The organism is Rahnella inusitata (genome assembly GCF_018288855.1).
GTDB classification, from domain to species: Bacteria; Pseudomonadota; Gammaproteobacteria; order Enterobacterales; family Enterobacteriaceae; genus Rahnella; species Rahnella inusitata.
This window is the reverse complement of the sequence record NZ_CP065025.1, coordinates 543,116-564,574: the sequence shown is the minus strand read 5'-3', so window position 1 is coordinate 564,574 and position 21,459 is coordinate 543,116. Positions and strand designations below refer to the sequence as shown.

Sequence of the window (21,459 nt, the reverse complement as noted above, 5' to 3'; positions counted from 1 at the left end):
CGCTCGTAAATTACGCTTAAAAATTAACTCATCATACTACCCAAATAATGCCGGATAAATCTATGAGTAATACACAGCATAAATTAGATAAAAACAGACCTCCCCGCGTACAAATCACCTATGACGTGGAAATTGGGGATGCTCAAACGGTAAAAGAATTACCTCTTGTTATCGGTGTCATGGGCGACTTCACCCAAAGTGAAGATAGCCTGCGTGAGCGAAAATTCCTCAACATCGATAAAGACAATTTCAGCGGGATCATGTCTTCAATGCAGCCACAGGCTGAGTTTCTGGTTGAAAGCACATTACCGGAAAAGGAAGGAAATCTGGCGGTTTCACTGACCTTCAACACGATGGAAGATTTCTCACCGGACAATATTGCCCGTCAGGTGGAGCCTCTGCGCAAGCTGATTGAGCTGCGCGAACAACTTTGCGATCTGCGTAACCGTGCCGCCAGTAACGAACGCCTGAAAGAACAGCTTTCAGAGTTATTGCAGCAGCAAAACTTAGCGTCTTCCAGCGTGACCAAAAACCAGGGAGACGAAGAATGAGTGTTGAACAAACTCTGAATGCTCCCGCCGGACAAGCGCTGAGCGAAGATTATCTCGATAAAATCATTGATAACACTCAGGCAATTCGTCGGGAATCCGACCGTGACCGTATGAAATCGCAGCTGAATAACTTTCTTGCGGAAGTTGTTTCTGGCGCAATGGTTGTATCAAGCGATCTGATTGGCAGTATCGAGAATCGCATTCATGCCATTGATGAACTGCTTTCCAGTCAGGTTAGCCTGATCATGCATGCACCTGAATTCCAAAAAAGGGAATCCTCGTGGCGTGGTCTGCAAAAGCTGGTTGCATCGAGTGTGACTGAAAATACTCAGATTCGTTTACTGCAATGCACCAAGCAGGAATTAATCAAAGACTTTAAATCGGCGTCGGATTTCGACCAGTCGATGCTTTTCAAAACCGTTTACGAAAGTGAATACGGTACTTTTGGTGGCGTGCCTTTCTCTGTTTTTGTCGGGGACTTTCAGTTCGATAATACTCCACAGGATATTGATTTACTGGAACAAATCTCCCATGTTGCGGCGGCGGCCCATGCACCTTTCCTGAGCGCTATCGCCCCCGGCATGCTGTCGATGAGTGATTTTGCCGACATGCCTCGCCCGCGAGATATGGCGAAAATGTTCGAGACCACCGATTACGCCCGCTGGCGCTCATTCCGCCAGACGGAAGACAGCCGCTATGTCGGTCTGACCCTGCCAAGGGTGCTTGGCCGTATGCCTTACGGGGCCAAAACTATTGCAGTTGAAACTTTCGGTTTTGAAGAAACAATTCGGGAAAATGAAGTCGGCTCTGATTACCTGTGGATCAACTCCGCCTTTGAACTGGCGGGTCGTATTGTTGATTCCTTCGAAGAAACCGGCTGGTGTGCAACGATTCGTGGTGTAGAAGGTGGTGGTCTGGTTAAAGCCCTGCCGGCGTATAACTACGTCTCCGAAAGCGGTGAGCGCCTGATGCAATGCCCGACGCAAGTCACCATTTCCGATCGCCGTGAGAAAGAGCTTTCTGAACTCGGTTTTATTCCGCTGGTTCACTGTAAAGGCACGGATTATGCGGCTTTCTTTGCTGTGCAATCTGTTAATAAACCACGCCTTTATAAGTCTGATCAGGCCAACGCCAACGCACGTCTGTCAAGCCAGTTACAGTATCTGCTCGCGACTTCGCGCTTTGCTCATTACCTGAAATCTATCGCACGCGACAAAGTCGGTAGCTTTATGTCACGCACCGACTGCGAAAACTATTTACAAAAATGGATCATGCGATACGTGGTGGCTTCAGATAACGCGGGCCCTGAAACCAAAGCCCGTTACCCCCTGCGCGAAGCCAGTGTTGAAGTTGTAGAAGTACCTGGTTGCCCTGGTATGTATCGTGCGATTGCGTATTTAAAGCCTCACTTCCAATTGGAAGGACTGAGCATGTCGTTACGACTCGTCGCCGATTTACCTGGCACAGCCAGTAATTAATTATTATTAATAAACAACAGTAAGGAAATAAAAAATGGCAAAGCTCCAAGAGTGTCAGTTCGTACAAATCAGTATCGACGGTAAAGCTGTTAAAGGGTCATCTGAAGAGGCCGGGTATAAAGAATGGATGGAAGGTTTTGCTCCTTCCGGTTTATCGACTTATTCAGGTCAGGACGGCGCGATGTTTGACAGCTGTCATATCTCTCTTCAGGTAACGAAAGAAACCAGCAACCTGTACGAGAAATATTTAAAACGTGGCTATAAAGATCTCACGATCACAATCGTTCATCGTAGTTCTGACCACTACAAAGAAGATTATGAATGTCAACGCACTGTTTACCATAACTGTAAAATCAGCACGATGAACTTCGAAAAACGTGATCAGCTGTTTTTGAATATGTCCTTCAGTTTTGAAGGCGCAGTGGAAGTCACCTTCTATGCACCAAATGCCGACGAAACTGCGCTGGATCAAATTGGACCAATCAAATACGACATTCCTAAAAAAGCGCTCGTATAACCTTAGAAAAATAAAGCAGTGCATTTGCACTGCTTTACTGTAAAGAGATATTACCATGCCATCCTTATTACTTCGCCTGAGTGATAATACGCCTTACGTAGAAAAGGATAATTACCGGAATGAAGACAAAAGCACCTGGTTGCTCGATGAGCTTAAGATGCTTTTTTCTTCACGTTCGAGTTTTGCATATCTTGAAACCCTGCCGTTAGTGAATGCGTCGATTTTAAATTACGGTATCAATGAATCGGTTTCACAAATTCATGACACAGACAGACGAAAAACAATCATCGAAGAACGTATTAAAAATACATTTCAGCGCTTCGAACCACGTTTATCCGGCGTGACGATCATCACTAAAACAAATAATCCCTCTCACGTCATTTTTGAAATAAATGCTTTGCACAACACATTGCCGGTGAAATTTGACCTGGTGTGGGATGACTGTACCGGTAAGTTTTATTTCGATGAATAAGCTGCTGTCGTATTACCAGAAAGAGCTGGCCTTTTTGAAACAGCATGGCATAGCCTTTGCCAGCCGTTTCCCTAAGATTGCCCGCCGTCTGGGCATGATCGAAGGCGAATCCGAAGATCCGCACGTTGAACGCATCATTGAATCTTTTGCGTTATTAACATCGCGTATCCATCAGCGCCTGGATGACGATATGCCGGAGCTCACTGAAGCGCTGCTCACCACCATTGCCCCGCAGTTTTTACGAGTGATGCCCTCCACGTGCATCGTCTCCATTGAACCCCACCGGCTGACCAGCGGTATTACCGATAAAAACACCATCGCCGCCGGTGCCTCGCTGTTTACCCGGCACATCAAGGACGCGGCGTGCCAGTTTCAGACCGTGTACCCCGTGGTTCTGTTGCCACTGTCGGTGGATCAGACCCGTTTGCATTTTGACGAGGAAGATCTTAGCTGGCATCTGCACCTTAGTTTTCAGGTGTGGTCCGGTGCGACGGTGGCGGGCGAATCCCTGCGGTTGTTTTTGCATGGTCCGGGTAACGCGGTCAACATTCTCTATACCCTGCTGTGCTCTGAAATTAACCAGCTGAGTGTTCATCAGGGCGACGCATCTTATCCGTTGAAAAGTACGGCGGTAACCCCGGCAGGGTTTAGTCACGAAGAGGGCCTGCTGGGGCAGGATCCCCGTGTGGCGCCGATTCATGCGCTTCTACAGGATTATTTTTTCTTCCCGCAGAAGTTCTATTTTCTGGATATCCGCCTGCCGGAGACTTTTCACGCCGCCGCCAATTCTGTGTTCAGTTTTGAAGTGGTATTTAACCGCACGCATCTGAATCATCATCTGGAAAAGCTGGCGAAGATTATCGACACTTCCTTTTTCCGCCTTAACTGCACGCCAGCCATCAACCTGTTTGCCCAGCGTGCAGAACCGATCACGCTGACGGAAAACACTGCTGAATACCCGGTCATTCCTGATATCCGTCGCCAGCAACAGATTGACGTCTGGGCGATTAACCATGTCTTTATTCAGGGCGGCGAAGATAAGGACAGGACGATGGTGCCCGTCCAGCCGCTGTTTGGTATCGACCACTCGCGCATTGAGGGTGATGCAGGCATTTACTGGCAGAGCTTTCAGCGCGAAACCCTGAACGCCGCCGGGTCTGAACGTAAAGTGTTTATCGCTTTTGCCAACCGCAATAGCCAGGCCGCTGGGCCGCAAGCCGAGATGGTCACGCTGAGCTTAACCTGTACCAATCAGACAATTCCGTGTGAGATGAAAAACGGTCATCCGGACGGCGATTTTGACTCAGATTTGCCGCTGGCAGACTTGAAAATCAGCGCCCTCAACCGTCCGACGCGGCCTGTCCAGCCGCCCGATAAAAGTGCTATCCGCTGGCGTCTGATTTCCCAGCTGTCCCTCAATCACATGTTGCTCAGCGGCACTCAGGGCGTACAGGTATTGCGGGAAACGCTGATGCTGTACAACTTTCATGATCTTCCGGCTATCACGCGCATCATCAACATGATCCTGCATCTTGACGTGCAGCCGATCACTACGCGTCTGGTGGCCAGCGATCCGCAGACGATGGCGCGCGGTATCGCGCTGACGCTGACATTTGCCCATGACGCATTGAACGAACCCGAATACTTTCTGCTGTGTTGTTTTCTGGATCACTTTCTCGGGCTGTATGCACCGGTCAATAGCTTCACCCGCGTCACAACGTTGATTGAAAATGAAGAACACACACGCCGTGTCTGGCCGGTGCGGGCAGGGAAACTGTCATGGATTTAACACGCATCACCAGCAGGTTCAGTTTCTACCAACAGGTGCGCACGTTGTTGCACAAGCTGCGTGGCAAACACACCACCACAGCTGACACGCTGGATGCAAAGCTGCGGCTCGTCTCTCCTCTTTCTCTGGAAGCGCCCTCCGGTCAGATTGCCGGTATCGAGCAGGAAAATCCTGACGATCCGCTGCGCATAACTGTCTGGCAGAACGGGCTTACCGGTGCGCAAGGCGCATTACCGACGGCCTACACGGAATGGATGATCGGACGTCAGTATCGTTATGGCGACCGCAGCGCCAAAGCCTTTCTGGATATGTTTGGCCACCGGCTTTACTGCCTGGATTACCTCGCATGGCAGAAAAACCATCTTTACGCCCTCGCCGAATCACAAACTCAGCAGCCCTTACAACAGGCAACGCTGGCGCTGACCGGTTTACTGACGTCGCAGTCAGTCTCAGGCGGCGAAAAGTATGCCCATTTGTTTTCATCGCCGGTTCGGTCGCTGGTCAATCTGGAAGTGTGGCTCGGCCAATATTACGGCGTGCCGGTGCATATCACGCCGTTCACCGGCGGCTGGAAAACCGTTGAAGAAACCGAACATTGTCAGCTGGGAAACCTGACGCACACCCTGGAAACCGCGCCGATGATTGGTCGCGTGCGCTGGGAAGTTCAGTCGAACTTTGATGTCACCTTCGGGCCGATGAGTCAGGCGCATTCGCAACGCTTCACGCCGCAGGGCAAGTTTTATCAGGAAATCTGGGGGCACATTGGCGAATACGTCGGGCCGGGGCTGGATTTCTCAGTCCATCTCACCATCAGCAGCGACAGCAGCCCGCCCGTGCCACTGGGTGGCGGTCAGCTGGGTTTGGATATTTGTATCGGCCAGCGCGACCCCACCGCCCTGCGCCACGTTTGTCTGCCGCTGCCTGCATAAGCCAGCAATATTGCCCGATGTCGCGACTGTTCCGCCATCACGCAGCACTTCAAAAGGAAGATGAGAATGTTATTAACCGCACAACTAAAAGAGATGCAGAAAAATCACTTCCTGCACTGGAACGGCGCCGTTGCCTCGGATTTCTTACTGCTGTCACTCAACGGCAGCGAGACGGTTTCCACGCCTTTTTGCTATGAACTGCGCTCGGTGACGGCGCTTGATGAGAAAGGCATTGCTGCCTTACATGGCAAAGCGGTGTCCTGCGAGATTGGCGACGGTATACATAATCTGCCCCGGCGCTATCTGCACGGGATTGTGACCCGCATCCAGCGCAAGCGAGATGCCTACGGCCAGACGGAATGCCTTTTCCGGCTGGAGCCCGCCTTTGCGCTGTTGCAGTCAGGGCGCTCGACGCGCGTCTGGCAAAACATGACCGTGCCGGATCTGGTCAGCAAACTCCTGGGCGAGCACAACATCAGCCAGGTGGATCTCCAGCTGCGAAATAGCTATCAGAAACGGGAATATTGCATTCAGTACCGTGAGTCCGATTTCGATTTCATCAGCCGCCTGCTGGAAGAAGAAGGTATCTATTACTTTTTCAAACATCAGGAAAATCAGCACCAGATGGTACTGGCCGATCATCCGGCCGGACACCCTTCGGCCAAAGCGGGCACGCTGCCCTGGCACCATCAGGGGCAAGTTCTGACTCCCGGCAACATTGAAACCTGGTCTATCAGCTCGTCGCTTATTCCCGGCGAAGTCGCGATGACTGGCTATAACATGCAGAAAGCGGCGGCGGTGGCCGACAGCAATAATTCAACATCGAAAACGCACAGCGTCGACCATCTGACCTTTACTGACGTCACACCGCTCGCCGAACGCGCAGAGATCACCAGCAAAGCTAAGAACGCCATGGAGGCGTTTGAGGCCAACACCCAATTGTACGACGTCACCGTTAACGCCCACTGGCTCAGCTGCGGCGAAGTGTTCAGCCTGACCGACCACCCGACAGACAACGACAGTTACCGCATTCAGGCGCTCAGCTTTGAGGCCACCAATAATTTCGAAAGCAGCACCAGCAGCTACCACTGTGAAATTCAGACACTGCGCAACAGTGTGAAATGGCGCCCGGTTTGTACCCGGACTGCGCCGGACATTGTGGGCGTGCTGATCGCCAAAGTTGTCGGTCCTTCTTCTGAAGAAATTCATACCGACGAATACGGCCGCATCAAAATCCAGTTTCCGTGGGATACCGAAAACAAAAATGACAACAACAGTTCGTGCTGGGTACGTGTCTCGCAACCCTGGACCGGCAGCAAGTTCGGTTTTCAGTTTATCCCGCGCATCGGCAGTGAAGTGCTGGTCAGTTTTATTCAGGGGAACCCTGACTTTCCGCTGGTCACCGGCTCGGTTTACAACGGCCAACACAAACTGCCCTTCACTCTCCCCGACGAAAAAACGGAATCCGGCTTCGCCACGCGCAGCACCAGCAAAGGTGGGATGGAAGACGGCCATCGGCTGAGTTTTAACGATAAAAAAGGCGAAGAGAAGCTGACGATCGTCGCGCAAAAAGACCTGCTGATGACCGTGAAAAACGACGTCACCAGTGAGGTCACGCGCGACGTTAAAAGCAAAATCGGTGCGAACCGCGAGACGGAAATCACCAAAGGCAACGACACGCTGGTGCTCAAACAGGGATCTCTGCACATCACCCTCGATAAAGGCGATATAGAGCAGAAAGTCACCGGCAACGTCACCACCCGCCTGAATAACGGTAATTACTCCCTCACGGCGACCGGCGGCAGCGGCAAGATTAAAACCGACAAAACCTGTGTGATCGAATCCACGCAGTCCATCGAGCTGAAGGTCGGCTCCAGCAAAATCGCGATTTCGCCAAGCGGCATCACCATCAGCGGCACGATGATCAAAATCGAAGGCTCCGGCACGGCCGAACTGAAAAGTGCGATGACCACCGTACAGGGTAGCGGGATGACGCAGATTAAAGGCGGCATCATCAATATTGGCTAAGGAACACAGCTTAAGGAGACAGCATGTCTGATTACGATTATCCCCCCGCGGCGCACGGGCAAAGCAATATGCAGCAAAGTGCCGACGACCAGTGGGAACAGGTGCTAACCCTGTGGGTGAAGCAGGCCGACCCGCGCACGCTGAGCCTCTGGCTGCTCGGCTGCCTGCGCCGCATCGCACACCCGGCCTGCGCACAGGTGCTGGACGAAATGCAGCGCTGGTATGCCGAGCCAAATGAAAAATTACGCTGGCAGATTTTCCACCACGCCGAAATCCTGGGTTTCGACACCCCGGCAGGTGCGCTCGCACTGTCACTGTTCTGGTCGCAGGGCAGCATGAGCCCGGAAGGGCTGGAACCGGTGTATCCCGAACCGCACCTCAGCGGCGAGATGCGCCGCTGCGTGTTGCTGATGCTGGCGACGCGCAACACCGACAATCCGGCAGACGGCACCCGCCGCCTTCTGGCGCAATGGACTCAGGAGAAAGCCTGATGGGACAACCTGCAGCTCGCGTTTCAGATATGCACGTTTGCCCGATGGTCACGCCCGGCCTGCCGCCGATCCCTCACGTGGGTGGCCCGATCCTGCCGCCCGGCGTGCCTACGGTACTGATTGGTGGCATGCCCGCCGCCACCGTCGGCTCAATGGCCGTCTGCGTGGGCCCTCCGGACAGCATTGTCATGGGCAGCGTCAAAGTAATGATCGGCAAAAAACCGGCTGCCCGCATGGGTGACAGCTGCGCGCACGGCGGCACTATCGTCATGGGCTGCCCGAAAGTTCTTATTGGATAGTTTTGTTTTAATTGGAAAAAGATATGTCAGTAATGCAACCAGAAATAGCCGCTATGTTGATGCCCATCAGCCCGGAACAACCGGCAGGGCTCAATCTGGAATACGAGCAAATTTATGATGATATCCGTCAGTCTCGCGAAAGCGACCCGGACTATCTTCCGCAAGATGAATGGACTATGGCTGAGCCGCGCCGCGCTGACTGGCACAAAGTTCGCAAGCTGTGCGTTGCCGCGCTTTCCCAGCAAAGCAAAGATTTGCAGGTAGGCTGCTGGCTGGTTGAGTCCCTGACTCACTTACAGGGCATTGAGGGCGCAGAAACTGGCTTTCAATTCCTGAGTGAATTCATCACGCACTTCTGGTTTCAGTGCTGGCCCACGCTGGATGATGAGGGCGCGGCGGTCCGCTACAGCAAACTCAGCCGACTCGATCGCGATATTAGTCAGCTGCTGTACACCCGTCCGCTGATCCGCCAGCCGGAGTCTTCTTTGGCGCACTGGCACAGGGTGCTCGCCTTCGAACATAAAATCTGTACGTGGCCGGATTCACGCGACGACATGATAGCCAAAGAAGGCGATCTGAGCATGGAGACGTTCGATGTGCTCGCCGCGACGTTTTCTTCCATCGAAATCAGCCAGCGGGCCGGTAGCCTTGAGCGCCTGAAAACTCAGCTCGATCGGCTGGAAGCCTGTTATTTCTCGCTGAGTCAGGAAGAGCCTCACGCCCTGTTTGCTCAAACACGCCAAAGCCTGTCAGACAGTACGGATTTTCTGCAACGTCTGGCACAGCGGGCGATCCCGACGGGCAGTGAAATGCTGAATCTGGATTTCACCGATCTCACCGACGAACCTGTCGCCTTTGAGATGGGGGATGCTTATCAGGCACCGGGCCGCAATCAGCTGCTTTCGCGTGAACAGGCCATCAGTCAGATGCTGTCTATCGCCCACTTTTTCCGCCAGACCGAACCCTCCAGCCCGGTGCCGTTCCTGATGGAGCGTGCGGCGCGCTGGGCGAACATGACACTCACCGAATGGCTTGACGAAATGCTGACTGACAGTGGAAGCATGCGTGAAATCAACAACGTACTAAAAGGACAAAAAGAGTGAAAGCCCTAAGCACAGCATTATTACTTTTCATCGCCAGCACTCTGCTGTGTGGCTGCGCGGGTGAAAAGACCAGTAATAAGGTCTCCGCCGAACAGCAGGCCATCGATCAGGTGGCCACACCGTTTGGTCAGGGCGCGATCGCCCTCAACATCACGGCAGATCCCGGCCTGAACAGCTGGAATGAGATTGCCAACAGCTGCACTTTGCTGGTGATTCAGGCGCAAAATGCCAGTTCGTTGAATAAAGTCCTGTCTAATCCGGCGCAGCTGAAAAGTCTGTTTAACGGCGCGGGCGCCGAAAATGACATCCTGAAAGTGGACCGTTACGCCACCATGCCCGGTCAGCAAATCACGCTGCACATCGACCGCAGCGAGAATACCCGCAAGGTGGCAATCGTCGCTGGCTATTACCCGTTCCCGAAAAAACAGCATATGGCGATGGTCAGTATCCCGGTCACTCTCACCAGCACTGGCTGGTGGACACCAAAGTGGTCCGCACAACTCTCTCCGCTGGTCCTTAACGTCAGGCTTGGCAGTCAGAGCATTACAGAGCTGACGAAAAATTCATCGCCACATGACGTTCAGTCGCCTGCAGACTCTCAGCCAGTGCAGAACTCGCCTGTCAACGTCCCGGCGGGGGGAGAGAAATAACATGTACCCAGAACAGCAGCAGATTTACTGGTACTCCGGTTTGTATCTGCAACCACAGCATTTTCAGTCGGTAGATCTCCATCACAGCTACATGCTGGCGCAACAGCGCCAATTGGCACAGCCGTGGAACGTCGGCGTGATCGAGTGCGACATCAATCATGAAACGCTGGTCGATTTTTCGCTCAAAATTGACCATCTGCGCCTGATCCTGCCCTCAGGCTATTATCTCGAATATCCGGGTAATTGCCTGATCGAGCCACGCCAGTTTCGTGACGCCTGGAAACAGCGCGAGAAGCCTTTCACCTTGTGGCTGGCGCTGCGCCGTTTCGACCCGGATCATCCGAACGTCAGCACCGGCACCAGCAGTCGCTGGATCAACCAGGCCGATGACGGTGTGATGAAAGACGTTTATCACAAAGGTCCGGAAAGTGCCGTGCCGCGGATTGCCTACAACGTTCGCATCCTGAGCGAGGCAGAGAAAGAAACCGCCGTCGATTGCGAGTGCCTGCCGCTGCTGCAACTGCGTTATGACAACGACCGCGTGATTTTCGATCCGCGTTTCAGTCCGCCAGCGGTGACGCTGACCGGCTCCCCGGCGCTTAAAACGCTGCTGGAAGGCCTGCGCGCCGAACTCAGCAGCCGTGCCCACAAACTCGAAGAATATAAACGCCCCGATCAGCTGAGCAACGGCAGTAAAAGCGCCGGTGACATCACGCAGCTGCTGGCAATGCGTTCCCTCAACCGTGCGCTGCCGCTGCTTGAGCATTACTGCCGTGCGCCGATCATTCATCCGTGGCAAATCTATGGCCTGCTGGTGCAGCTGGTGGGGGAGATTTCGTCCTTTAACGACATGTGCTCATTCACCGGCGAATGGCTCGACGGTGGCGCATCGCTGTTGCCTTACGATCACTTCAACCTGATCGACTGCTTCAGCAGTGTCAGGAAAACGCTGATCGCCCTGCTCAACGGGCTGGCGCTGGAAGACAACACCTACATCACCCTGAAATCTGACGAACAGCGGATTTATCGCGGCGAGCTGATGCCCGGAGAAATCCCGCCGGCCAGTCAGGTATTGCTGCTGCTGCGGTCCGAAAAACTGGCGTCGTGGCACTTAACCTTTAAGGCGGGCGGGGAATTCAAAATCGCACCGCAGAACGCCATCAGCGCCCTTATTCAGCACGCTCTGCCAGGTATCACCTCGGTGTGGGCGAACCCTTCACCACGCGGTGTGCCCGACCGAAAAGACTCCTGCTATTTTGTGCTGAACCGGCATGAAGATGGATGGAAAAGCGTCGAACAGCAAAAAAATGTCGCTTTTTACTGGGCTGATGCACCTGACGACTTACAGGTGCAACTGGTCTTTATGGTGCCCAACCAATGACACTCCTCGACTGCTATCTGCCCGTATTCAAACTGGCCGCCGAATTCGCGTATCAGTCTGCGCTTTTTGCCGATTACGACACCTTCCGCGCGATCTGCCTCTCCCGGATCGAGGGCGCAGTGAAGGACGCCGAGTATCAGGACGTGACCGATTTCGAGCGGGATCAGGCGTTCTTTGCCGTGGTGGTCTGGCTCGATGAAACCGTTCTGTGTTCGGCACAGCCCTTTGCGCAACGCTGGCGCTACGATTTGCTGCAACGTAAATACTTCCAGACCTCCATCGGCGGCGAGATGTTCTTTGTAAGGCTGAACGACCTGAAAGAAGAGCACCTTCAGGTGCGCCGCGTGTTCCTGTTTTGTCTGCAAAATGGATTCCACGGGAAATATAGCGCCGCGCAGGACGGTCATGCCCTGAGCGTTCTCATCGGACAACAGCGCCAGCATTGCCTGCCTCATGCCTGGCAACAGTGGCCGAACGACGCACCGCTCACGCCGGTTAGCGTCAGAAAACGATCGTCGCTCGCCTCCTCAAAGGGCAACGTTGTGCTTGCCCTTCTGGGGCTGGCGGTGTTTTACGCCACCCTGGTGCTTCTTCAGGCCCTTTATTTTTCATAAGAACGTATGCTGAAAAAATTATTCATTTTCGCAGGATGGCTGCTGCTGCTATGTCTGGTGTTTCTCTTCTGCTGCACCCTCGGGCTCTGGCGCGAGTGGAGTACGGTCATGATTTTTGCAGTCTGGATAAGTGTGATGTTCGCGGCCTTGGTGCTGTGGAGCGCACTGCTCTGGCTGACACAGCTGATTAAAGAGAAGAAAGCACACCGCTTTTTCGAAAAATTTCGCCTTTCGCGCCGGGAATACGTGCTGTTTCAGCACTGGAAATCTGGCGCAGCGGTGGTGAAACGTATTCAGCGTAAACGTCCGCCGATCCCCTGGTATTTGTTGCTCGGCGACCGCTGCGGCAAAACGTCATTGCTCGCCGGATCGGGCCTGCCGATGTTCTCAAGTGATGAACATGATAATACTGTGGTGCCGACGCATACCCTGCGATGGTGGTTTTTCCGCAACGTTTGCATCCTCGACCTGTCCGGTAACTTCCTCAACGGGACACCCACTTTCCACCGGGCCTGGGGGAAAATGGTCGGTTGGATAGCCCGTGCGCCCGCGCCATCAGGCATTCTGATTGGTCTGTCGGTCACCGATCTCATCAATGAAGACGTCAGCGTGCTGCATGAGAAGGCGCGTAAAATCCGCGCCCAAATCGAACCCCTGACGCGCAAGCTTATGCGCCAGCTGCCACTCTACATAATGGTGACACAGTGCGATAAATTCCCTGCTTTCAGCCTCTGGACGAAGCAGCTTTCCCCGGCTCAGCAACAGCAGGCGCTGGGATATTACTGGCCGACGCCGCCGGAAATCGACGGCAAAGACGTCTCGACGCTGCTGCCTCTTTTTACTGCGCTGAAAAAGGGCTTCGATCTTGCCCGCATCAGCATGGCTGGCGCGCCCGTTTCGGCAGAGGCAAAGGCCGCGCTGCTCGCGTTCCCGGAATCTTTCGCCCGACAGGAAGAGCCGCTGCGGGTTTTCCTCGCCTCGCTATGCGAACCCAACGCTTACTTCACTCCGGCTACGCTCGGTGGCGTGTGGTTTACAGCCAGTGAGCAACAGGATTTGAACAAAAGTCGCCGCACCACGTCCTTTGTTCACGATTTGCTGACGCACCATCTTCCGGCGTTCAGCGCCACTCGTGACGTGCAGTGGAATCACAACAAAAGACTGCGCGTGGTCCTGGGGGGATTGTTGCTACTGAGTTGCGTCGTTGCGCTGGGTTACAGCGCGCTGAAAAGCACAAAACTGATGCAGCACGACACGGCTTCGCTGTCCGCGACAGAGCTGGCGGAATTGCTGATGAAGAACGAAACGCATCGCGATGCACCGCTGGTGTATCTGCCTTTTGCGCACGTACTTAACCATCAACATCTGTGGGTTGAACAACGTTTGCGTACCCGGCTTCCGTCTCAGCCTATGAACACCAGCCAGCAGTTCGCGGCGTATGAACAACAATTTTTGACTGCGCCGTTGCAAACCCGGCGCCAGATGGTGATCAGTCTCGCTCAAACCCTGATTACCCGTCAGGCGATGCGTGACGGTGCCTCGCTGACGGCGCTGAGCCTGCGACCGCCTATCCCCCACGCCCTGCGCCTCAACGCCATCGATCCTTCCGCATCGCCGCACGCGCGACTGGCAATAGAGCGCTGGGAAATGCAACAACCGGGTGGCGAAAACCAACTGGCGGCTCTGCGTCGCCTGCTGTCAGTCCTCATCAATGATGACCGTACGCTGGCGTGGCTGACCGCGCCGGATAATAGCCTGCCTGCCCTTCAGGTCAGCGATTACTGGCCGCAGGTGCCCGCTACGCTCTCTGGGATCTGGACACTTCAGGGCGAAGCGCAACTCAACGCATGGGTGGATCTGATCGCGCAGGCAGGGAGCAAAACACAGCCGGAGCCGGCGCTGCAACAGTTTAAGCAGTTGCTGCCGGCTCTGCGCCAGAACGCCTGGCGTGATTTGCTGCTTACCGTGACTCCGTTGGTGCAAAATCAGGCAGCTCATTCCCTGACGCAAAACCAGCTGATTGCCATCGTTCAGGGGCAGAGTCCCGCCATGCTCTTTGCCCGGCGAATCGCTCTCGAACTCGACGATATTCCTGCGCAAAGTGCTCAGCCATGGCTGACAGAACTGCAAAAGTTACAGAATCTTCCGATGCAGGCGGCAGAAAATCCAACCCTGAAGAAAGTGCAACAGGTTGACACCACATTGCGTGGCGGGCTGACCAAATGGTTACGGGGCGGAAAATTACCGGCGGCCTCCCCTCTCGCCACGCCACAAACCGGCGCATGGAAGAAGTGGCTGGAATCGCTGAATGCGGCAGCATCAGAGGCGCTGAATCAGGCCGCCCTGAGTCCGGCGCTCACCAACGGGCTTTTCGCCACGGAGACGGATGCCAAAAACATTAATCCGCTGGTCACCCTGTTCGCCAGTTTTGAAAAGTTGCGCAAAATGTCGGAACCGCGCAGTCAGGGAATTGGCGTGGAAGCAGTCTGGTCAATGTACAAAAGCGACGCCAGCGCGCTGCTTGGCCATGCGGTGTCCCGCTCCGGCTGCTGGCTCAATCAGCAGTGGCAAAGCAAGGTGCTTTGGGCGATGCGTAAGAATGCCCAGGAGGAGGATTATGACGCCCAGCAGGCGCTGACCTGGCAGTATCTGGCTGACTTCGTCCGTGGCCCAGCCAAAGGTTTGCTGGTGGTCAGCGATCAGGGGCCGCAGGCCGGTGAATTCCAGGGCCAGACGGTCCCGCTGACCGATGAGTTTGTGCGCATTGCCCGTCACATGCTGAACCCGGAAGACGTACTTGATGTGCCGCAGCGCCAGAACACACAAAACGCCGACCGAGTTACGGTGCTTAACGATCAGATTATGCAACTGACCGGGCAGCAAAAAGCGCTGGAAATCAAACCTTACAGCGTCGGCATTGTCAGCCAGCCAGCGACCGTACCGGAAGGCGCACGACTGATCCCCATTGGTTCCCGCCTGACGCTGGAATGCCAGAGCGGTGTCCAGGTGCTCGACAACATGAATTTTGCCGAAGAGGCACAGTTCATCTGGCTGCCGGGACAATGCCAGAGCGTAAAACTGGACGTCAAATTCCCCGAGTTCACCGCCAGCTACCGCTATAGCGGCAGTAGCGCATGGCCTGACTTCCTTCAGGCGTTTGCCCATGGCGAAGCGTTGATCGACGCCCATGATTTTGAAGATAACGCGGAGGCCATGACGGCGTTGAACATCCAACATGTGTTGCTGCGCTTTAAGATTTCCGACCAGAAGACGCTGCAAAGGGCGTGGATGGACTGGGCAAAGCTGGACGACCAGCTCGCGGTTCTCCAGGAACAGAAACAGGCGCTGGAAGAACAACAGCCAAGCGAAGAACCTTCTGCCGCGCTGCGCGGACAACTCTCCGGCTTGCCGGCAAATGCGGCTGAATGCCGGTAATTTACGTAAAGGATTTTTTATGAGCAGCTATTTAAAACGCATCGTAGACAAACTGACTCCGGAAAGCCGCGGCTGTCTGGATGCTGCCGTCAGTCAGGCCATTTCGCGCACACATCATGAGGTGGACGTTGAGCATCTCTTACTGGCAATCATTATTCGCCACAGCAGCCTGATGGAAACCCTCAGTCTGGGCGCGGGGTTGCCCTCCGACGCCCTGCTCCGCGCCACGCAGCAAACGCTGAGCACCTTGCGAAGCGGCAACAGTCGTGCGCCAGTCTTCTCCTCCGGGCTGGTTGAGTGGCTGGAAAAAGCCTGGCTTCACGCCAGTGCAGGATGGGGACACACGCAGCTGGCACCGGCGGCGCTGCTGGCGTGCCTGCTGGATGAAAATACCGTGTCGCAGCTGAGCGATAGTGTGCAGAAGGCACTGAACTGCAATCGGGATGCGGCAGAAGCACTGCTGCTCGACGCCTGCCAGCCCGCAGAGGGCAGTGCGATGTCTTCGGAACACAACCACCACACCGCGCTCGGCAAATTTACCCGCAACCTCAGCGAACAGGCGCGTAACGGCCAGTTAGATCCGGTGCTGGGTCGCGAAGCGGAAATTCGCCAGATGATCGATATCCTTCTGCGTCGTCGTCAGAACAACCCGATCCTGACCGGTGAACCGGGCGTCGGCAAAACCGCGCTTGTGGAAGGTCTGGCGCTGCGCATCGCCGCCGGTAATGTGCCGGACGTGCTGAAATCGATGGAAGTGCTAACGCTGGATCTCGGCCTGCTTCAGGCAGGTGCCAGCGTAAAAGGTGAGTTTGAGAACCGCCTTCAGGCCCTGATGAAAGAAATCGCCAGCGCCCCGACGCCTGTCATTCTGTTTATCGACGAAGCCCATACTCTGATTGGTGCAGGCGGTCAGGCCGGGCAAAACGATGCGGCCAACCTGCTGAAACCGGCGCTGGCACGCGGTGAGCTGCGCGTCGTCGCGGCCACCACCTGGGCAGAATACAAAAAATATTTTGAGAAAGATGCCGCGCTGACCCGCCGCTTCCAGCTGGTGCAGGTCGCGGAGCCAGGTATCGACAGCGCCACCGCCATGCTGCGCGCCATTGCCCCGGCGATGTCCCGCCACCACGGCGTGCTGATCCTCGAAAGCGCGATCCATGCGGCGGTTTCACTTTCCAGCCGTTACATCGCAGGAAGACAACTGCCGGATAAATCCGTCAGCCTGCTCGATACCGCCTGCGCTCGCGTGGCGGTTTCTCAGTCGCATCATCCGAAAGAAATTGAGGATATTAACGCGCTGCTCACCAATCTGCGCACCGAGCGTGATGCGCTGCAAAAAGAAGGTCAGCACGAGAAACGGCTGGCCGCACTGGCGCTTCGGGAAGGTGAACTGCTGGCCGATCTGGCCTATATCCAGCCGCTGTGGGAGCAACAAAAGACGCTGGTGCAACAATTGCAGGAAAGCCGTGATGAAAGCGCGATTGCGCAGTGGCGCAATGAACTGGCGCTGTTGCATGAGGCCCACGCGCTGGTATTTGAATGCGTTGACGCGGCCTGTATCGCTGACGTGGTCTCCGGCTGGACGGGCGTTCCGCTCGGACGCATGGTGGAAAAAGAGCATCAGCAGTTGAGCGGGTTGCTTCACCGGCTGGAACAGCGCGTCATCGGCCAGCGTCACGCGTTGTCGACCATCGCGACGCAAATACGCATCAGCCGCGCCAACCTTAACGATCCGCTGAAACCGACCGGCGTATACATGCTGGCGGGCTCATCCGGCATCGGCAAAACCGAAACGGCGATGGTGCTGGCGGAGTTGTTGTACGGCGGCGAGCAAAGTCTGGTGACCATCAACATGTCGGAATACCAGGAAGCGCACAGCGTCTCCGGCCTGAAAGGTTCCCCGCCGGGCTATGTGGGTTACGGTCAGGGCGGCGTGCTGACTGAGGCGGTGAAACGCAATCCGTACAGCGTTGTTCTGCTCGATGAAGTAGAAAAAGCCCACCCGGATGTGATGGAGCTGTTTTATCAGGTGTTCGATAAAGGCGTGCTCGAAGATGCAGAAGGCCAGCTGATTAACTTCCGTAACACGTTGATTATCATGACATCCAATCTGGCGAGCGCGAAAATAACCACGGCCTGCGCCGCAGGCGACGTCTCGCCGGAAGCACTTTGCGCGCTGATCCGCCCCGAGTTCGATCACGTCTTCCGCCCGGCGCTGATGGGCCGTGTCACGCTGATCCCGTATCTGCCGCTGGATCCTAAAACGCTGGCGCAAATCATCAGGCTTAAGCTGGACAAAATCTGCCAGCGTTACCACGCCGCCAGCAACGGCGAAGTACAACTGACTTACAGCGAGAGCGTGGTGACTTGGGTTGCCGGGCTGTGTCAGGTCAACCAGAGCGGTGCGCGCGATATTGATCAGGTTCTCAGCCAGCATACGCTGCCGCTGCTGGCCGACCAGCTGTTGCAGGAAGAAAAGGTCATTAAAGGCGGCCTGAAACTTGGCGTCAGTAAAGACAAACTCGTGACGTGGAAGAGCCATGAAAAAGATTAATCCTTCCGTGACGCCAGCCGATGTCAAAATCAGCTGTCACGATCCCCGCCATCATCAGGAATTTTTGCTGCTCAGCAACAGCGTTTACGGGTGGAAAGGTCACGTTCACGACCGTTCATGGTGGCTGACGCAGGAAAACCAGTGTCTGGAAATCTTTGAGCGCCACGGCTATGACCTGCAAAGCGGTGTCTGGTTTTGCCTTATCAGCTGCCAGCGCCACGGCTGGGCCGGTATGGCCAACGCGACACTGTTGCTGGCCGAAGCCTTTGGCAGAAAACAGCGTCAGTGCTGGCCGCCTTTAGCGGCCACCGATCTGCGCCAACAGATTATCGAATGGTATGCCACCCACGCCGCGACCAGTGTGTACGGATTGCCGCTAAACAGTGCAGAAATCGAAACTCTTACGCAGCTTGAAGCCGCAGTGTCGATGATGCTCGTCCATGCGCTGAACCTGCAATCGCGCAGTCAGGCGGCGTTGCGCAACCTGCTCGATTACCTTCAGTCGAGCCGGCAATCGCTGCAAAAACGGGCGCTGACAGTAAAACCCGCTGTTCCCGTCCCTGCGCCGTTGCCTTTCGTGTCCGCTGCGCAACCTCTCCCTGTGCAACCTCTCTCTACGCTGACACAGCTGCCCCCGCCGCGCCCGTGGAAAGCCTGGATAACCGGCGGCATGGCCGGTATCGCCCTGACACTGTGCGCGATAAGCGCGGCTCACTGGCTGGTACAACCTTCGACAGCTTTACGTTTAAACGCGTTCTGGCCGGACAATCCGTTATCCGCACGCTGGCAAAACCGCTTCGCGGAACAAAACGCCAGTCTGCCGAAGATCAACAGCTGGGCATTGGTGAATAAACAGCTGAACGAGCTGGAACAGCGACTGCTGGACGCCGAGCAAAAGCGCAAATCCTATATGACGATATCGGAACTGAAAACGGCCATCTATCAGATGCGGCAAACCCTCCAGCAAGGCGGCGAACCGGTTCTGGCGCAGCTTGATGACGTGCAGAAAAAGCTTGATAACAAACAGCCGGTCAGCAATGCAGAAATCAGCGCGATCTCTCAGCGACTGGAGGCGTTAAATAGCCGGTTGACTCAGTTGACAAATAAATAACACAAAAGCCAGAGCGTTTTTGCTCTGGCTTTTTGAGAGGGTGACAATCTTATGAGGATTTTATATTACTTATCATGCTTACCCACTGAAAACATCATCACTTTACGTTCACTTTGACGGACGATGAATTTCATACGTTTATCTTTCGATAACCGTCCACTCCAAAGTTCATACTTATCTTTTTGATTGGTTAATTTAATGTCCCATCGGCGTTTTTCGAAATTAATATCTAACGGTGACATATTACTTTCATTAACTGCCCGCACAAATTCTTGATATTTTTTCATCGCCGCACCATCAAGATCAATGCTCGTAAGTTCACTCATATCCACAGTCCAGCGGGGTTCATTTTGTGTGAATTTTGGTGCGCTGCCTCCTTTCTTTATTGCTCCCCGCGACGTCTCTGGCTCGGCAAAGACATGGCTCGATGAACGCCATCTTTTCTCAGGTTTAGGCTGTGGCGAAGGGGGGATCGATTTCGCCGAGACAGTCCGTTCATTAAACGGAGGAATAAAATCAGGCAGTCTGGGCAGAACATTGGCAGCAGAAAAAAACGGATGTTGCACCAGTTTTTGCTGAGTCACACGTTTTGATGCTTTTCTGCGGTCTCTGAGCTGATTCTTCTTAAAGAAAGCTATTTCAGCCGTAACAGGCTGTTCTTCTGAAGCGGAAAAATATACCTCGTCCGAATCACTTTCGTAGAAAAAATCTAACGCATCCTGATATTCTTTGTCATGTATAGGCATGTCATTCATAATCCATTATGTGAGTTTGTCATTATGAAGGATTTCACGTCGCCGGGATACAAATATCAATATGCCAACGCGACTTCCATCAGAATAATAAATATCTGACATTCTGCTGAGATGACTGTGATAACAAAATTGCAAAAACTTTCCAAAATAGCGGCAACGCGCGCGAATGATTTCAGCACGCGTTACCTTTATTTCCCTTCCATGTACGCCGTGAAAAGTTACTGCAGATTCTCTTTGAAGAACGATGCCAGTTTGGCAAAGGGGATCAGATCGGTACGGTCGTACAGATCTACATGACCCGCACCGGGAACGATATACAGCTCTTTCGGTTGCCCCGCGAGCTTATGAGCGTTTTCACTGAATTCTTTGGAATGCGCCTGATCGCCAGTAATAAACAGCATCGGACGCGGCGAAATGGTTTCAATATCGTTAAACGGATAAAAGTTCATGAACTTCACGTTGCTGGTCAGCGTCGGGTGCGTGGTCAGCTGTGGGGAAGACCCCTTTGGCGTGAATTCGCCGCGCGGAGTACGGTAAAAATCGTAGAACTCTTTGGCTATCGGTGGAGAGTTTTCATCAATTTTATGCGGCGTGCCGCTGGTGTATTTGATTTCACCGCCGGTGAATTCTGCGTAACGTTGTTCAGCCGCTTCGGCGATAATTTGCTTGCGCTGCTCCAGCGTTAAGTAATTGTTTAGCGCGTGACGGTTCGCCGACCCCATGTCATACATGCTGACGGTCGCAATCGCTCTCATGCGCGGATCAATTTTCGCCGCGCTGATCACGAAACTGCCGCTTCCGCAGATCCCTAACACCCCGATACGATTTCTGTCGATGAACGAACGTGTGCCGAGGTAATCCACTGCGGCGCTAAAATCCTCAGCGTAGATATCCGGCGCAACGGCGTTACGCGGCTTCCCTTCACTTTCACCCCAGAAAGAAATATCAATTGCCAGTGTCACAAAGCCCTGCTCTGCCAGTTTTTGTGCATACAAATTGGAACTCTGCTCTTTTACTGCCCCCATTGGATGACCAATAACAATGGCGGGATTTTTGGCGCTCTGATTCATATCTTTCGGAATAAAAAGATTCCCGGTGACGTTCATCTGGTACTGGTTTTTAAACGTCACCTTTTGCTGCGTCACTTTATCGCTTTGGTAAAAATTATCTGCACCGTTCGACATATCCGCAGCAGTGGCCGCAAACGAGCTGATCATCAATCCGAACAACATACTTAAAGCTCTCATGAGAATATCCTCAGTAGGTTTCGTCAGTGGGCGTACGTTCGCCCGGTTAAAAATA

The 21,459-nt window shown here is 54.1% G+C and carries 18 protein-coding genes; 16 read left to right on the top strand and 2 right to left on the bottom strand.

The window, feature by feature from the left end; all coding sequences use genetic code 11:
- Positions 1-62 precede the first annotated feature (62 nt).
- The 16 genes from tssB to I2123_RS24330 all read left to right on the top strand — a co-directional run bounded on the left by tssB (position 63) and on the right by I2123_RS24330 (position 19,402).
- Positions 63-551: a type VI secretion system contractile sheath small subunit gene (gene tssB, locus I2123_RS24405; protein WP_112166168.1), complete on the top strand. Its 489-nt coding sequence runs from the start codon at positions 63-65 to the stop codon at positions 549-551.
- A complete protein-coding gene (gene tssC / locus I2123_RS24400) occupies positions 548-2,029 on the top strand; it encodes a type VI secretion system contractile sheath large subunit (protein ID WP_112166166.1) in 1,482 nt (493 codons plus the stop codon). Before tssB ends, tssC begins: the two co-directional genes overlap by 4 nt.
- 34 nt (positions 2,030-2,063) lie before the next feature.
- The gene (locus I2123_RS24395; protein WP_213052739.1) at positions 2,064-2,546 is read left to right on the top strand and encodes a hypothetical protein; all 483 of its coding nucleotides are present in this window, start codon (positions 2,064-2,066) and stop codon (positions 2,544-2,546) included.
- A 55-nt stretch (positions 2,547-2,601) separates the two neighbouring features.
- Positions 2,602-3,018, top strand: coding sequence for a type VI secretion system baseplate subunit TssE (locus I2123_RS24390; RefSeq protein ID WP_112166162.1), 417 nt, complete (start codon positions 2,602-2,604; stop codon positions 3,016-3,018).
- The gene (gene tssF, locus I2123_RS24385; protein WP_244879943.1) at positions 2,984-4,807 is read left to right on the top strand and encodes a type VI secretion system baseplate subunit TssF; all 1,824 of its coding nucleotides are present in this window, start codon (positions 2,984-2,986) and stop codon (positions 4,805-4,807) included. The genes I2123_RS24390 and tssF overlap by 35 nt, the downstream gene beginning before the upstream one ends.
- Complete coding sequence (gene tssG, locus I2123_RS24380; RefSeq protein WP_112166158.1) at positions 4,798-5,736, top strand: type VI secretion system baseplate subunit TssG; 939 nt, start codon at positions 4,798-4,800, stop codon at positions 5,734-5,736. The genes tssF and tssG overlap by 10 nt, the downstream gene beginning before the upstream one ends.
- 66 nt (positions 5,737-5,802) lie before the next feature.
- Complete coding sequence (locus I2123_RS24375; RefSeq protein ID WP_213052738.1) at positions 5,803-7,764, top strand: type VI secretion system Vgr family protein; 1,962 nt, start codon at positions 5,803-5,805, stop codon at positions 7,762-7,764.
- 23 nt (positions 7,765-7,787) lie between these two features.
- Positions 7,788-8,255 (top strand): DUF6931 family protein, encoded by a 468-nt coding sequence (locus I2123_RS24370; RefSeq protein ID WP_213052737.1) that lies wholly within the window; start codon positions 7,788-7,790, stop codon positions 8,253-8,255.
- Entirely contained in the window at positions 8,255-8,554 is a 300-nt protein-coding gene (locus I2123_RS24365; protein WP_112166152.1) for a PAAR domain-containing protein, read from the top strand. Before I2123_RS24370 ends, I2123_RS24365 begins: the two co-directional genes overlap by 1 nt.
- A gap of 23 nt (positions 8,555-8,577) precedes the next feature.
- Positions 8,578-9,657: a type VI secretion system protein TssA gene (tssA, locus tag I2123_RS24360; RefSeq protein ID WP_112166149.1), complete on the top strand. Its 1,080-nt coding sequence runs from the start codon at positions 8,578-8,580 to the stop codon at positions 9,655-9,657.
- On the top strand, positions 9,654-10,307 hold the full coding sequence (locus I2123_RS24355) for a type VI secretion lipoprotein TssJ (RefSeq protein WP_213052736.1): 654 nt from the start codon (positions 9,654-9,656) through the stop codon (positions 10,305-10,307). Before tssA ends, I2123_RS24355 begins: the two co-directional genes overlap by 4 nt.
- Position 10,308: 1 nt before the next feature.
- Positions 10,309-11,688 (top strand): type VI secretion system baseplate subunit TssK, encoded by a 1,380-nt coding sequence (gene tssK / locus I2123_RS24350; protein ID WP_213052735.1) that lies wholly within the window; start codon positions 10,309-10,311, stop codon positions 11,686-11,688.
- Entirely contained in the window at positions 11,685-12,302 is a 618-nt protein-coding gene (locus I2123_RS24345) for a DotU family type IV/VI secretion system protein (RefSeq protein WP_112166144.1), read from the top strand. Before tssK ends, I2123_RS24345 begins: the two co-directional genes overlap by 4 nt.
- 6 nt (positions 12,303-12,308) lie before the next feature.
- Positions 12,309-15,737: a type VI secretion protein IcmF/TssM N-terminal domain-containing protein gene (locus tag I2123_RS24340; protein ID WP_213052734.1), complete on the top strand. Its 3,429-nt coding sequence runs from the start codon at positions 12,309-12,311 to the stop codon at positions 15,735-15,737.
- A 19-nt stretch (positions 15,738-15,756) separates the two neighbouring features.
- Positions 15,757-18,291, top strand: coding sequence for a type VI secretion system ATPase TssH (gene tssH / locus I2123_RS24335; protein WP_213052733.1), 2,535 nt, complete (start codon positions 15,757-15,759; stop codon positions 18,289-18,291).
- The gene (locus I2123_RS24330) at positions 18,278-19,402 is read left to right on the top strand and encodes a VasL domain-containing protein (RefSeq protein ID WP_213052732.1); all 1,125 of its coding nucleotides are present in this window, start codon (positions 18,278-18,280) and stop codon (positions 19,400-19,402) included. Before tssH ends, I2123_RS24330 begins: the two co-directional genes overlap by 14 nt.
- Before the next feature lie 65 nt (positions 19,403-19,467).
- Here I2123_RS24330 and I2123_RS24325 read toward each other — a convergent pair whose 3' ends face one another.
- Together I2123_RS24325 and I2123_RS24320 are read right to left on the bottom strand one after the other, a co-directional pair.
- A complete protein-coding gene (locus I2123_RS24325) occupies positions 19,468-20,148 on the bottom strand; it encodes a hypothetical protein (protein ID WP_213052731.1) in 681 nt (226 codons plus the stop codon).
- A gap of 227 nt (positions 20,149-20,375) precedes the next feature.
- Positions 20,376-21,404, bottom strand: coding sequence for an alpha/beta hydrolase (locus I2123_RS24320; protein ID WP_213052730.1), 1,029 nt, complete (start codon positions 21,402-21,404; stop codon positions 20,376-20,378).
- Between the last annotated feature and the right edge of the window lie 55 nt (positions 21,405-21,459).

Coding starts and splice junctions, on each gene's coding strand:
- tssB (WP_112166168.1), top strand. CDS start 63: ATGAGTAATACACAGCATAAATTAGATAAAAACAGACCTCCCCGCGTA.
- tssC (WP_112166166.1), top strand. CDS start 548: ATGAGTGTTGAACAAACTCTGAATGCTCCCGCCGGACAAGCGCTGAGC.
- I2123_RS24395 (WP_213052739.1), top strand. CDS start 2,064: ATGGCAAAGCTCCAAGAGTGTCAGTTCGTACAAATCAGTATCGACGGT.
- I2123_RS24390 (WP_112166162.1), top strand. CDS start 2,602: ATGCCATCCTTATTACTTCGCCTGAGTGATAATACGCCTTACGTAGAA.
- tssF (WP_244879943.1), top strand. CDS start 2,984: ATGACTGTACCGGTAAGTTTTATTTCGATGAATAAGCTGCTGTCGTAT.
- tssG (WP_112166158.1), top strand. CDS start 4,798: ATGGATTTAACACGCATCACCAGCAGGTTCAGTTTCTACCAACAGGTG.
- I2123_RS24375 (WP_213052738.1), top strand. CDS start 5,803: ATGTTATTAACCGCACAACTAAAAGAGATGCAGAAAAATCACTTCCTG.
- I2123_RS24370 (WP_213052737.1), top strand. CDS start 7,788: ATGTCTGATTACGATTATCCCCCCGCGGCGCACGGGCAAAGCAATATG.
- I2123_RS24365 (WP_112166152.1), top strand. CDS start 8,255: ATGGGACAACCTGCAGCTCGCGTTTCAGATATGCACGTTTGCCCGATG.
- tssA (WP_112166149.1), top strand. CDS start 8,578: ATGTCAGTAATGCAACCAGAAATAGCCGCTATGTTGATGCCCATCAGC.
- tssK (WP_213052735.1), top strand. CDS start 10,309: ATGTACCCAGAACAGCAGCAGATTTACTGGTACTCCGGTTTGTATCTG.
- I2123_RS24345 (WP_112166144.1), top strand. CDS start 11,685: ATGACACTCCTCGACTGCTATCTGCCCGTATTCAAACTGGCCGCCGAA.
- I2123_RS24340 (WP_213052734.1), top strand. CDS start 12,309: ATGCTGAAAAAATTATTCATTTTCGCAGGATGGCTGCTGCTGCTATGT.
- tssH (WP_213052733.1), top strand. CDS start 15,757: ATGAGCAGCTATTTAAAACGCATCGTAGACAAACTGACTCCGGAAAGC.
- I2123_RS24330 (WP_213052732.1), top strand. CDS start 18,278: ATGAAAAAGATTAATCCTTCCGTGACGCCAGCCGATGTCAAAATCAGC.
- I2123_RS24325 (WP_213052731.1), bottom strand. CDS start 20,148: ATGCCTATACATGACAAAGAATATCAGGATGCGTTAGATTTTTTCTAC.
- I2123_RS24320 (WP_213052730.1), bottom strand. CDS start 21,404: ATGAGAGCTTTAAGTATGTTGTTCGGATTGATGATCAGCTCGTTTGCG.